Origin of the sequence: Ciceribacter lividus (assembly GCF_003337715.1) — a bacterium.
In the GTDB taxonomy this organism is placed as follows: domain Bacteria; phylum Pseudomonadota; class Alphaproteobacteria; order Rhizobiales; family Rhizobiaceae; genus Allorhizobium; species Allorhizobium lividum.
In genome coordinates, this window is record NZ_QPIX01000006.1 from 219,649 (window position 1) to 232,374 (window position 12,726).

Consider the following 12,726-nt stretch of genomic DNA (forward strand, 5'->3'; position numbering starts at 1 on the left):
ATGCGCCTGGTTCTTGTCGGCGGCGGGCATGCCCATCTGATCGTGCTGGAAGCGCTGGCGAAGCGGCGTGAGGCCACGCTCGACGTTACGCTGGTAACGCCCTCTCGATGGCAATACTATTCGGGCATGCTTCCCGGCTGGATCATGGGAAGATACGGCGACGATGATTGCCGCGTGGACCTGCGCCCTCTGGCATCCCGGGCCGGTGTGCACATGATCCTGGACCGTGTCACCGCAATGAATGCGGACCGGAACCTCCTGTGTCTGGGAGATGGCCGACACCTCGAATACGATCTTCTGTCGCTCGATACGGGCAGCGAGACCAATGTCGAATGGCTGGCGAGCCTCTCCGATCGATTGCTGACCGTGAAGCCGGTCGAGCAGTTTTGTGAACTGTGGCGGAAGGTCTACAATCAGCTCACAGCGCTCCGAAGCTCGCGCATCGTGGTCGTGGGCGGTGGAGCGGCCGGGGCCGAATTGTCGATCGCCATGAAGACAGCGTTGTCGGCGGCCGAAAGGAAATGCGCGGTGACACTGGTCACGGGTAACTCCGGATTGCTTTCCGGCCACAATCCCATGGTCCGGCGACGCATGCAGTCGGCGCTCGAGGCCGCCGGGATCAGGGTCCGGCGCGAGCGAGCTGCAGGGGTCGAGAACGGCGTTGTCTTGCCAAGCGGCGAGCTGGTCAGGGCAGATTTCGTGATCGCCGCAACCGGGGCCCGTCCGTCGGCATTTCTGGCCCAATCACGGCTTGGTCTCAGCGACAACGGCTTTGTCGCGGTCGATAGCTTTCACAGAAGCGTATCGCATCGGAATGTTTTTGCGGCAGGAGACGTGTCTGCCCGCTTGGACGACGCCACGACGAGATCCGGTATCCATGCGGTGCGCGCCGGACCGATACTGGCACACAACCTGATCGCGGCTGCAGAGGATCGACCCCTTCGACCCTACAGGCCCAGACGACGGTCCCTCTACCTGCTGGTGTCGGGACCGGACAAGGCGATCCTCTCGTGGGGTGGCCTGGGAGCTGCCGGGGGATGGGTCTGGCGCTGGAAAGACCGGATCGATCGCAATTTCATCAAGCGTTTCCGCCAAGGCTGAACGAGGCAGGGTCTCAAACATGCAGAAATTCTTCACTGTGGCCTTGCAGCGTCCCATCGTGACAAATTCGGTTCGCATCTCGCTCTTTGTCGGCACGGTCCTCAATCTCATCAATCAAGGGGGAACCATATTGTCCGGAGACGCCCCGTCGTGGCCTCACGTAGTCTTGAACTACGCAGTGCCGTATTGTGTCGCAACGTACAGTGCGGTGCGGATCGCAATGAAGCGCAAGGGGGAATGATGAGCCTGACTGCCGGTACTTTCGACGACCCTGCGTTTCTCAACAATCTTCGGGCCCAGATGCTGAAGTTCGCGACCCTGCAGCTTTCGGATCCGGTCGCCGCCGAAGACGCAGTTCAGGAGGCACTCACCGGCGCACTGCGCAATGCCACATCCTTTGGCGGTCGCTCCGCCTTGCGAACCTGGGTTTTCGCAATCCTGAAGAACAAGATCGTCGATATGATCCGGCAACGTCAACGGCGAGCCGAAATCCAACCCCTCCTGAACTTTGAATCCGACGACGAAGAGACAACGGAGCTCTTCGATCGCCGCGGCATGTGGCGACCGGAGGACCGGCCGACGGACTGGGGAAACCCGGAAGATGAACTGCTTGGCAAGGAGTTCTGGCGCGTGTTCGACGCTTGCCTCAATCACCTGCCCGCCCAGCAGGGTCGTATTTTCATGATGCGCGAATTCCTCGACATGGCGACGACGGAAATATGCGCCGAAGCCGACATTACGGTTTCGAACCTCAATGTCCTGCTTCACAGGGCAAGGCTCCGCCTGCGCGGTTGCCTTGAAAGCCACTGGTTCGCAAAGGAGACCGCCGAATGCTGAACTGCTGGACGGCAACCGGGCTCGCCTCGCAGGCGATGGAACGCAAACTGACGATGATGGAGCGTCTCAAACTGAACGCGCATATTGCCATGTGTTCCGGCTGTCGCAACTTCACGTCTCAGGTTCGCGACCTGCGGCAAATGTCCCGTTTCTACTGCTCCGGAGCCGGGCAGGGTGAAAGCCCGAAAAAGCAGGACTGAGTTCGGCCGGCTGTAAGATTACGCCCGGTTCCACGACGAAAGGGCATGAAGGCTCTTTCTCCGGGGTGGAACTTGAAACGCGCAATTACTGTCGCCCTCATAGGGATCGTCACGGGCATCGTCTACGTATATGGCAGGGAACACATCCCCTCCCTGCCCGAGCTGAAGGCGAATATGGCCTTCCTCACCGCGACGGTCGAAGACAAGCCGCTGACCTCGGTCCTTCTGTACTTCGGCATCTATGTCGCCGTTGCTGCGTTTTCCGTACCTGCCGGCACGTTGATGACCTTGGCCGGCGGTGCGCTTTTCGGTTTCTGGGGCGGATTGCTGATCGTCTCTTTTGCCTCGAGCCTCGGTGCTCTCCTCGCCTTTCTTGTGTCCAGGCTTCTTCTCCACGATGTCGTGCAGCGACGCTACGGTTCGCGTCTTGCACCGTTCAACGATGGCCTCAAGAAGGACGGTGCATTCTATCTGTTCACGCTGCGCCTCATTCCCGTGTTCCCCTTCTTTGTCGTGAACCTGGTCATGGGCCTGACCCCCGTTCGTGCCCGGACCTTCTACTGGGTCAGCCAGCTGGGCATGCTGCCGGCGACCGCCGTGTATGTGAACGCGGGAACACAATTGGCGCAAATCGACAATGCCCGTGATGTCCTGTCGCCGGGCATCCTCGCCTCGTTCGCCCTGATCGGCGTCTTTCCCTGGATCGCTAGGCGGATGCTCGCCTTTTGGAAGCAACGCAAGGTCTATGGCCGGTGGCGCAAACCCCACAGCTTCGATCGCAATCTGATCGTCATCGGCGCAGGGGCCGCCGGCCTCGTCAGCGCCTATATCGCTGCAGCCGTCAAGGCCAGGGTAGCGCTCGTCGAAGCCCATAAGATGGGCGGCGACTGCCTGAACTACGGCTGCGTGCCGAGCAAGGCCCTGATCAGAAGCGCCAAGCTTGCCCAGCAGATACGTAAGGCAGATCGCTATGGTCTGTTCGCCACCGAACCGGCCTTTTCCTTTCGCCGCGTCATGCAGCGAATTCACGATGTCGTCGCGGAAGTCGCACCCCACGACAGCGTCGAGCGATACGAAGGGCTCGGCGTCGAGGTGCTGCGGGGTCATGCACGCATCAAGGATCCATGGACCGTCGAGATCACCCTCCCGGACGGCAAGGTCCGGACGCTCACGACCCGAGCCATCATCATTGCAACCGGCGCCAGTCCATTCGTCCCGCCGCTCCCGGGCATCGACGAGGTCGGCTACCTGACCTCCGATACCTTGTGGGAACGATTTGCCGACCTCGACGTCCCGCCAGAACGGCTGGTGGTCCTGGGTGGAGGTCCCATCGGCTGCGAGCTCGCCCAGAGCTTCGCCCGACTCGGGTCCAGCGTGACACAAATCGAAATGGCGCCGAGACTGCTCGTCCGCGAGGACGACGACGTATCGCACTATGCACTCGAGGCACTGCAGAACGATGGCGTTCGTGTTCTCACGGGGCACAGAGCGCTTTCCTGCGAAGTCCATGACGGTGAAAGGGCTATCATCGTCGAGAAGGATGACGAGCGGGAGCGGATTGCATTCGATGAACTGATCTGCGCGGTCGGCAGGTCACCCCGCCTGAAAGGCTTCGGTCTCGAGGAACTGGGAATACCGGTCGGTCGGACGGTCGAGACGAACGCCTATCTGGAAACGATCTACCCGAACATCCTGGCCGCCGGCGATGTCGCGGGCCCCTATCAGTTCACGCATACGGCGGGACACCAGGCCTGGTTTGCCGCGGTCAACGCGCTGTTTGGAACGTTCAAGAAGTTCAAGGCCGACTACCGGGTCATCCCGTGGACCACATTCCTTGATCCGGAAGTGGCCCGCGTCGGCCTGAACGAGCAAGAAGCCCGCGAACAGGGCATTCCCTTCGAAGCGACTCGCTACGGCATCGATGACCTCGACCGGGCGATCGCCGATGGAACGGCACACGGCTTCGTCAAGGTGCTGACGGTTCCCGGCAAGGACACTCTGCTCGGGGTGACCATCGTCGGCGAACATGCCGGCGACCTTCTCGCGGAGTTCGTGCTGGCGATGAAGCACGGGCTCGGCCTCAACAAGATCCTGTCCACGATCCACACCTACCCGACCCTGGCCGAGGCCAACAAGTATGTCGCCGGCGAGTGGCGACGCGCCCACGTCTCTCGCCGCGTGCAATCGTTTCTGGAAACCTTCCACCGCTATCGGCGCGGAGAGCGCGCATGATCGATCGCTACGTCCTGCCTCTGCAGAAACGGATCTTGCAGCCGGTCGCAAGCCAGGTGGCCAAGCATGGAGTTCATGCGGACGCCATAAGCCTTTCGGGCTTCGCCATCGGCTTGTCGGCCGTTCCGCTCCTGGCATTCGACCTGTACCGCGAGGCACTTCTCGTCATTTTGCTCAATCGACTGTTCGATGGCCTTGACGGAGCGGTTGCGCGGGCGGCCGGGCCGACCGACCGGGGTGCGTTCATCGACATTGCCTTCGACTTCTTCTTCTACGCCGCGGTGCCGGTCGGCTTCGCGATCGCCGATCCGGCCGTGAATGCCCTGCCCGCGGCAATCCTGGTTGCGTCGTTCATGGGAACGGGGTCGAGCTTCCTCGCATTTGCCATCATCGCCGCGAAGCGCGGATTGACGGCCGCGGACTACCCGCAAAAGGGGATCTATTATCTGGGCGGCCTTGCAGAGGGGGCGGAAACGATCGCCGTCTTCGTCGCGATGTGTCTGTGGCCAGATCATTTTCCGCTTATCGCATTTTTCTACGCCCTGATGTGCCTGATGACGACGGTGACCCGTTGGCATCAGGGATGGGTCGCCTTCGCGCAGAAAAACATCGATGCGAATGTAAGAACTTAGCGGCTCTGGCGACCAACGCCCATAAGCCGATCTTTCCATGGGAGACTTCATGAAAAACGTTCTTCTGTTGACCGCAGCGCTGGTGGTCCACGCTGGGGGCGCCTTCGCCGACAGTGGTTGGGACGACACGCTCGCCAAGGCGCGTGGCCAAACCGTCTATTGGAACGCATGGGGCGGAGACGAGCGAACCAACGCCTTCATCTCCTGGGCGGGCGAACAGGTCAAGGCGCGCTACGGCGTGACCATTCAACAGGTCAAGCTGACCGATACGGCGGAAGCCGTAACCCGCGTTATCGCGGAGAAGGCAGCGGGCAAGACGAACGGTGGCTCCGTCGACCTGATCTGGATAAACGGTCCCAATTTTCTCTCGATGAAGGAAAAGGGACTTCTGCACGGCCCATTCGCAAATGAACTGCCAAATGCTCGGTTCCTCGACCTCGGCGCGAACTCCGCGGCATCGGTGGATTTCACGGTCCCGGTCGAGGGTTACGAATCGCCCTGGCGACTCGCCAAGTTCGTCTTCAACTATGATTCCGCGCGGGTTCAGGCGCCGCCGAAGTCCATGAGGGCACTGCTTGAGTGGGCAAAGGAGCATCCGGGACGCTTCACCCACCCCGATGTCAGTAACTTCATGGGCGCCACATTTCTCAAACAGGCCCTGATCGAACTCGCGCCTGACCGCAGCGTTTTGCAAAGCCCCGTGAGCGATGCCAGCTTCGAGACCGCATCCGCACCGCTTTGGGCCTGGTATGACGCGTTGCGACCGAATCTCTGGCAGGCCGGAACGACATTCCCTGCCAATGGTTCCGCCCAGCAGCAGTTGCTGAACGACCGAGAGATCGACATGTCGATGTCTTTCGATCCGGCCAGCGCCGCTGCCGCCATCGCCGGTGGCCAATTGCCCGACACGATCCGAACCTATTCGCTCAAGGGTGGGACCATCGGCAACATCAGTTTCGTCGCAATCCCCTTCAATGCGGCACACAAGGAAGGAGCGGAGGTCGTTGCAGACTTCCTGCTGGAGCCTGCGACACAGGCCCATGCGCAGGATATATCCGTTCTCGGCAGCTTCTCTGTCCTGGATCAGAACAAGCTGGATGAACAACAGAAGGCGCTCTTTGCCTCTCTGCCGACATCCCCTGCCCTGCCCGGCAACGCCGAGCTTGGAGCAACCTTGCTCGAGCCCCATGCATCATGGATGACCCGGCTTTCGGAGGAATGGGCAAAGCGCTACACGAAATGAGTAGTCGCACCGGCATCTGGTTGCAGTTCTGTGGAGCCGCCATTCTTTGTGGCGGCTTCGTCGCTCCCATTGCCCTTGGTTTCTGGGAGACGCTGCTCCCGGCATTCGGGATCCTTCCCGCTATCGGCGCCGACGGGTTCAGCCTGAAGGCCTGGACTGCACTTGCCGCCTTGCCCGGTGTATGGACCAGCCTTCGTCTGACCGTGTTCACGGGGCTTCTGTCCACACTGTTGTCGCTCGGACTTGCCGTCGCCTTTTGCGCGTCCATGCATGGACGCGTGGGCGCATGGCGGGCCGAGCGCGTACTTTCTCCGCAACTGGCCGCCCCCCATGCGGCGATGGCCATCGGGATCGCATTCCTGATTGCGCCTTCAGGCTGGCTGGCGCGGCTCTTCAGTCCCTGGGCGACGACGTGGGGAGTGCCTCCCGCCATTACGACGGTCCACGACCCGGCGGGCCTGTCGCTGGTCCTCGGTCTCGTGGTCAAGGAAGTTCCTTTTCTGCTCCTCGTGATCATTGCCGCGCTCAACCAGGTCTCCGCCCGACAGCAATTGGCCGCGGGACGCGCGCTCGGCTACGGCCACGGCGTCATCTGGATCAAGATCATCTTCCCCCAGGTCTACCGCCAGATCCGACTGCCGGTTTATGCCGTGCTTGCCTTTGCCCTCTCCGTCGTCGACATGGCGATCATTCTCGGGCCTTCAAATCCGCCGGTTCTCTCCGTCGCGGCCATGCGGTGGTTCATGGCGGCGGATGTCGATCTGCTGTTGCCGGCGGCCGCGGCTTCGATCCTTCAGATCGCCGTGGTCGTTGCGGGAATATCGGGCTGGTGGCTCGGCGAAAAGCTGGTCGCCGCCGCGGGTCGAGCGATGATCCGGCGCGGCGGCAGGGGACTTGAAAGCGAACCCTTGATCCGGTTCGCGACCGTCTGCGTCCTGGCGCTTCTGGCGGTCGGCTTTGCAGCAATCCTGTCCTTGATCATGTGGTCGTTCACCTGGCGCTGGTCCTTTCCGGATGCCATGCCCTCATCCTTCACGACGTCCATCTGGGTGCGATCGGCCAGCGGCTGGCTCCGGGCGCTCGCCAACACCGCAGGTCTCGGATTCGGTTCGACCCTGCTTTCGCTCCTCCTGGCAATCCTCTGGCTCGAAGGCGAGGACCGGAGTGGACGCAGGCTTCTGCCTGGTGCACCGGTCATACTCTATCTGCCTCTTCTCCTGCCGCAGGTCGGCTTCCTCTACGGGCTTCAAGTCACTTTCCTGCGCGCAGGGATAGATGGCTCCCTGGCCGCTGTTCTCTGGGGCCACACGCTTTTTGTTTTTCCCTACGTGATGCTGGCGCTCAGCGATCCATGGCGAGCACTGGACCGCCGCTATGTACGAACAGCGGCGGCGCTCGGCGCGTCGCCGCTCAGAACCCTGTTCCGCCTCAAACTCCCACTTCTCCTGCGTCCACTGCTGGCCGCCGCAGCCATCGGCTTTGCCGTGAGCGCCGCCCAATATCTGCCGACGCTATTTCTGGGAGCCGGCCGCATCGCCACGCTCACAACCGAGGCGGTAACGCTCTCGTCCGGCGGGGATCGCAGGATCATAGGTGTCTATGCAGCCCTTCAGGCCCTGGTCCCCTTGCTCGTCTACGGCATCGCCTTCTCTCTTCCCGGAATGATCTACGCTGGCCGCCGCGAACTCAACGGAGTGACAGTATGAACCAGCTCGTACTCGAAGAGATTTCGATAGCCGCACCCGGCGCGACGTCATCGCTGATCTCGGACCTCAGCCTGACCGTCGCTCCCGGTGAGATCGTCACCATCATGGGCAAGAGCGGTATCGGCAAATCAACGCTGCTCTCCTTCATCGGCGGACATCTGGACCGGGGTTTCAGCGCGAGCGGCACGGTGCGCATCGGGGGAAGAGATATCACCGACACGCCGGCAGAGAAGCGCAAGATCGGCATTCTGTTTCAGGACGATCTCTTGTTTCCGCATCTCTCGGTTGGGGACAACCTTGCCTTTGGCCTTTCTGCGGACGTCAAGGGACGTAAGGAACGCAGGAGATGCGTCGAGTGCGCCCTCGAAAGCGCCGGCCTTGATGGTTTCGCAGACCGGGATCCGGCGACGCTGTCCGGAGGACAGCGTGCGCGTGTGGCGTTGATGCGCACCTTGCTGGCCCGGCCCGACGCCCTGCTTCTCGATGAACCCTTTTCGAAGTTGGACAATGGCCTCAGGGATGACGTTCGTGCGTTCGTCTTTGCGCATGGAAAAGAGCAGAGGCTTCCGGTTCTGATGGTCACCCATGACGAGGCCGACGCGGCGGCTGCCGGTGGAAGACGGCTCCTGTTGTAGCCTATCGGACAGTGTCGCGTCTGGCCTTGTGCAACCCCAGGATCTCCCGGCGACCCGCCAGCCAGCGCCAGCTCTCGAGTACATCAAACAAGAGGGAAGTCCCGTTCACCGCGACAACTGCCGCAGCAAAGACGTACTCATCGCTGCCCGGCGCGATTGCGTGATCGACGAATAGCCTCTGGATGAGATGAATCAGCAGCGAGATCCATATGACATGCGGAACCGACAGCAGCCGCGTCAGCCCACCCTGAATATAGACCATGGGCATGTTGAACACGCCCACGGCCGCGAATGCCACCGCTGTCCAGCGGCCGCTGTCCGTGTCAAGAAACGCCAGGGACGACATATTCGTCAGGGCCAGAACGACAAGCCACAGCCTGACCCACAGCGGCAGGCCCGTAAGGGAGGCCCAGATCCTTCTCCATTTCGATGTCATGATCGGATATCCGAATTGAGAGCCCAGAGGAAATACGCCGTGTCGGCGGGCAGCGGGGCGGCAAGAGGCCGCCCGCGCCATGTTCTCGAACCGCCGTCAGGCATCCCAGCGGTAGCCGGAGAAAACCGCATCCAGTTCGGTATGAAAGAGATGGTTGGCGTAGTTGCTGATGGTCTTCACCGCGATCGCAAGAATGATCTCCAGGACGTGGCGTTCGCTGAAGCCGGCAGCAAGAAAGACCTGAAGCTCCCCGGGCGACGGATTCCCGCGGCCCTTCACCATCAGTCGTGTGAACACCGAAAGCGCCTGCAACCGGGCATCGGGCAGGATGTTTCCGGCGCGCAGCGCGCTGAGTACCGCCGCCGGTACGTTGGACATCTTCTCGCCGACCATGCTGTGCGCGGCCATGCAATACTGGCAGCGATTTTCATGGCTGATGGTCAGGAGCACGACCTCCTGCTCGGCAGGAGCGAGATGGCTCTCCGCCCGAAAATGCTTGTAACCGACCATGTAGGTGTCCAGCAGGCCGGACGAGTTGGCCATGTTGGTATACATGTTCGGCACGAAGCCGAGGGACTTCCGGGTCCCGTCGAGCAGGGCCTTCACAGTGGGTTCGGCGGCATCGGCGTCCACGCCGTCAAGTGTCAATCGTGCTATCTCGGCCATCGTCCAGTCTCCATTGTCAACACAGGTTTTATTTGCGAAACGTCGGGACAGCGCTGTGACAAACGCACCCCCGTGATCGCCTGGAGACTGTAGCAATGGCGAGCACGGGACCCCATGTGAGGGATTCCGGAATGCATGTCCGCCTGTCCGGGAGATGACGTTGGACGCACTGACAGCCTTGGCCAATGGCCTCAACCTGCGCGCAAAGCTCGCCTACGCCGGCGGGGTGTGCGGACAATGGACGATGGACCACAATTCCGACAGGTCGATCTGGTTTCACCTCGTCGGCAAAGGGCATGGATGGGTCCACTCCCCTGCGATCGATGGACCGCTGGAACTGGCCGAGGGCGACCTGATGGTTTTCTTGCCCCATGCCGCGGAACACTACCTGTCCTATAGTCCTGACCATGTGCCGCTGGGCAACGCGAGCGGCGATCTGACCACTTGGGCGGCAGGCGAGACAGGCTTCATCTGCGGCGAGATCGAGCTCACTGCGCCGCAGTCGCCGCTCTGGCATGCCCTGCCCGCCGAAATCGTCATCCGGAAGAAGGAGGCGGGCGACAGCCTTTCAAGCCTGATCGAGCTGGCTATCGCCGAGTCCGAGCATTCCCGTTTCGGCAGCGAGGCGGTGATCGAGCGCCTGTGTGACGGCTTCTTCATTCTGCTGGTCCGACATTGCATCGAGGCCGAACTGGTGCGCGACGGCGTGTTTGCAGCCATGAAGGATCGCCGGATCGCCACAGTTCTGGAACTGATTCACCGTGAGCCCTGGCATCGATGGACGATTGCCGAACTCTGTGGGCGAGCGGGCATTTCCAAGACCATTCTCGCCGAGAAATTCGCGTCCCGGATCGGCATGTCACCCATCGAATACCTCACGGACTGGCGGATGCAGATCGCCGCTCGTTGGCTGAAGGAAACCGCCATGACGCTCGATCACGTGGCGGAGCGCTGCGGATACGACACGGCATCCTCATTCAGCAAGGCGTTCAAGCGAGCCTTCGGCGTCTCTCCGGCGACGTATCGGCGCAGAGGTGATCCCATACCGCCCGCAACGGGTTCATGATCACACCGTGAAGTCGAATGTCGACCACGCCTGGTCTTGCACGAGACGCCACCCCTTCCGTCGACTTCTCTGCGACCTCGCCCCACCACCGGGTGATCCTCCCGCCCAGGGGGGATTGCCCTCCGCGCGCGCCATATTGCCGTCCCTCTTGCCTGAGGAATTCGCCAGCTAAACCCGCATGCGACGATGGTGCAGAAACGACGCCAGCTTCGGCCAGAGATGTTTGATCTGGGTATCTGCCCAAGCGATGTCGGCTCAGGTCGAAAACCGGGACACGGTTCGCGGCTATCCGGGCCTATTCACCGAAGAGTAGGCGACGTGCCAGATTTGGCGTCTTCTGCGCTCGTCCATGTCAACTGGTCGAGGGACGCCTTCAACCGGGGTGCTGCAAAGTCGATGAAGGCGCGGACCTTGGGGGCGACAAGCCTCGCCTGAGGATAGACCAGATGCACCGGCTGCGGCGGCAAAGCAAAGGCATCGAGGATTGGCACCAGCTTCCCGCGGCGGACCTGATCGCTCACCATATACGACAGCGCTACCGTGACACCATGCCCCTCCTCGGCGGCCTGAATGGCGGCCGCCGCGTCGTTGATCTCGAAGATCGGGCCAAGGCTCACGCTGCCCTGCTTTTGCCCGTTCAGGAATCGCCATTCGCGGTTCGGCATGAGGCCTGTGAAGGCAATCACCGAATGGAGCCTCAGTTCTGCCGGTGACGCAGGCATCCCTCGCCTGGCGATGTAATCCGGGCTCGCGACCAGGACCCGGCGGACGGCGCCAATCCGCTTGGCGATCAGGCCCGAGTCCGGCAGGTGACCGATGCGCACGGCGACGTCGACGCCCTCCTCGACAAGATTCACTACCCGATCGAGAAGGAGAACGGATGCCGTTACCCGCGGGTATCGACTGAGGAAACCGCAAACGACCGGCGAAAGGGCGGATCGGCCGAATGTCACAGATGCCGTGATGGTGAGGTGGCCTTGCGGCGTGGCGGTTTCGCCGATCGCCTCCTTCTCGGCCGTCTCTAGGTCCGAGAGCACGCGCCGCGCGCTTTCCAGGAAGCGTCGACCGACGTCGGTGATCGTCACGCTTCGCGTCGTGCGGTTGAAGACGCGCGCACCAAGTCGCTCTTCGAGCGCCGAGACAGCACGCGTCACGGCCGGCGGCGACAGGCGGAGCCGCGCTCCAGCCTTGGCGAAGCTGCCAGCCTCGGTCACGGCAACGAACACCTCAAGCTCATGGAAGCGATCCATCTTTATTCCTCCATTCGAAATAAGGTGTTTCACACGACGCGTATTCTTTCAATTGCGGCGATCAGTCAAATTGTGTGCGAGCGGCGCCCGAGGGCACCGCACCAACACTCAAGGAAGGACAAATCTCATGGCTCGTGTTGCCGTCATCGACCCCCAATCCGCTACCGGCGAGGCAAAGGAGCTTCTGGACGCGGTCCAGGCTGGCCTCGGAATGGTTCCAAACTTCATCCGTGTGCTGGCGAACTCGCCGGCAGCCTTGAGCGCCTTTCTCGGTATCCATGGGATTGCCGGTGCAGGTGTTCTCGACCCGCAGACGCGGGAACGGATCGCGCTCGCAGTCGCCGAGCAGAATGCCTGCCAGTACTGCGTCTCGGCGCACACGGCGATCGGTCGGAAAGCCGGCCTCGGCAACGAGGAGATGCTCGCCAACCGCAAGGGCCAGTCTTCCGACGCGAAGGCTGCGGCCGCGTTGGGCTTCGCCCGCGCTCTCGTCGATAGTACCGGCCAGGTGAGCAAAGCGGAGTTCGACGCGGTCCGCGCGGCCGGTCACTCCGACGCGGAGATCATCGAGATCATCACGCATGTCGCGATGAACATCTTCACCAACCTGCTCGGCAAATCGACCCAGGTCGAAATCGACTTCCCGAAGGTCGACCTGAACCAGTTTCTTTGAACAGGAAGACGACACTTGGCGCGGCTTCCGCCGCGCCATTTCCCCCGAA

14 protein-coding genes are annotated in these 12,726 nt (G+C 61.8%); 11 read left to right on the top strand and 3 right to left on the bottom strand.

The window, feature by feature from the left end:
• The 9 genes from DFR48_RS12540 to DFR48_RS12580 all read left to right on the top strand — a co-directional run bounded on the left by DFR48_RS12540 (position 1) and on the right by DFR48_RS12580 (position 8,586).
• A complete protein-coding gene (locus tag DFR48_RS12540) occupies positions 1-1,101 on the top strand; it encodes an FAD-dependent oxidoreductase (RefSeq protein WP_114363570.1) in 1,101 nt (366 codons plus the stop codon).
• A gap of 19 nt (positions 1,102-1,120) precedes the next feature.
• Positions 1,121-1,342 carry a nitrate/nitrite transporter NrtS gene (gene nrtS / locus DFR48_RS22390; RefSeq protein ID WP_114363484.1) on the top strand — a complete coding sequence of 74 codons (222 nt, stop codon included), beginning with the start codon at positions 1,121-1,123 and terminating at the stop codon, positions 1,340-1,342.
• Positions 1,342-1,938, top strand: a complete 597-nt coding sequence (locus DFR48_RS12550) for an RNA polymerase factor sigma-70 (RefSeq protein WP_114363571.1) — start codon at positions 1,342-1,344, stop codon at positions 1,936-1,938. The genes nrtS and DFR48_RS12550 overlap by 1 nt, the downstream gene beginning before the upstream one ends.
• Complete coding sequence (locus DFR48_RS12555; protein WP_114363485.1) at positions 1,932-2,138, top strand: anti-sigma factor family protein; 207 nt, start codon at positions 1,932-1,934, stop codon at positions 2,136-2,138. Before DFR48_RS12550 ends, DFR48_RS12555 begins: the two co-directional genes overlap by 7 nt.
• A 72-nt stretch (positions 2,139-2,210) precedes the next feature.
• Positions 2,211-4,370, top strand: a complete 2,160-nt coding sequence (locus tag DFR48_RS12560) for an FAD-dependent oxidoreductase (RefSeq protein WP_210205989.1) — start codon at positions 2,211-2,213, stop codon at positions 4,368-4,370.
• Positions 4,367-5,002 (top strand): CDP-alcohol phosphatidyltransferase family protein, encoded by a 636-nt coding sequence (locus DFR48_RS12565; protein ID WP_114363487.1) that lies wholly within the window; start codon positions 4,367-4,369, stop codon positions 5,000-5,002. Before DFR48_RS12560 ends, DFR48_RS12565 begins: the two co-directional genes overlap by 4 nt.
• A gap of 37 nt (positions 5,003-5,039) precedes the next feature.
• Positions 5,040-6,245: an ABC transporter substrate-binding protein gene (locus DFR48_RS12570; RefSeq protein ID WP_245415604.1), complete on the top strand. Its 1,206-nt coding sequence runs from the start codon at positions 5,040-5,042 to the stop codon at positions 6,243-6,245.
• A complete protein-coding gene (locus DFR48_RS12575; RefSeq protein WP_114363489.1) occupies positions 6,242-7,951 on the top strand; it encodes an ABC transporter permease in 1,710 nt (569 codons plus the stop codon). Before DFR48_RS12570 ends, DFR48_RS12575 begins: the two co-directional genes overlap by 4 nt.
• On the top strand, positions 7,948-8,586 hold the full coding sequence (locus tag DFR48_RS12580; protein WP_114363490.1) for an ATP-binding cassette domain-containing protein: 639 nt from the start codon (positions 7,948-7,950) through the stop codon (positions 8,584-8,586). The genes DFR48_RS12575 and DFR48_RS12580 overlap by 4 nt, the downstream gene beginning before the upstream one ends.
• A 1-nt stretch (position 8,587) precedes the next feature.
• Here DFR48_RS12580 and DFR48_RS12585 read toward each other — a convergent pair whose 3' ends face one another.
• Entirely contained in the window at positions 8,588-9,022 is a 435-nt protein-coding gene (locus DFR48_RS12585; protein ID WP_114363491.1) for a hypothetical protein, read from the bottom strand.
• A gap of 96 nt (positions 9,023-9,118) precedes the next feature.
• The gene (locus tag DFR48_RS12590) at positions 9,119-9,688 is read right to left on the bottom strand and encodes a carboxymuconolactone decarboxylase family protein (RefSeq protein WP_114363492.1); all 570 of its coding nucleotides are present in this window, start codon (positions 9,686-9,688) and stop codon (positions 9,119-9,121) included.
• A gap of 160 nt (positions 9,689-9,848) precedes the next feature.
• Between DFR48_RS12590 and DFR48_RS12595 the strand changes: the two genes are divergently transcribed.
• Positions 9,849-10,754 carry an AraC family transcriptional regulator gene (locus tag DFR48_RS12595; RefSeq protein WP_114363493.1) on the top strand — a complete coding sequence of 302 codons (906 nt, stop codon included), beginning with the start codon at positions 9,849-9,851 and terminating at the stop codon, positions 10,752-10,754.
• A 299-nt stretch (positions 10,755-11,053) separates the two neighbouring features.
• Here DFR48_RS12595 and DFR48_RS12600 read toward each other — a convergent pair whose 3' ends face one another.
• Entirely contained in the window at positions 11,054-12,004 is a 951-nt protein-coding gene (locus DFR48_RS12600) for a LysR substrate-binding domain-containing protein (RefSeq protein ID WP_114363494.1), read from the bottom strand.
• Positions 12,005-12,131: 127 nt separating this feature from the next.
• Between DFR48_RS12600 and DFR48_RS12605 the strand changes: the two genes are divergently transcribed.
• Positions 12,132-12,677 carry a carboxymuconolactone decarboxylase family protein gene (locus tag DFR48_RS12605; RefSeq protein WP_112691621.1) on the top strand — a complete coding sequence of 182 codons (546 nt, stop codon included), beginning with the start codon at positions 12,132-12,134 and terminating at the stop codon, positions 12,675-12,677.
• Positions 12,678-12,726 lie beyond the last annotated feature (49 nt).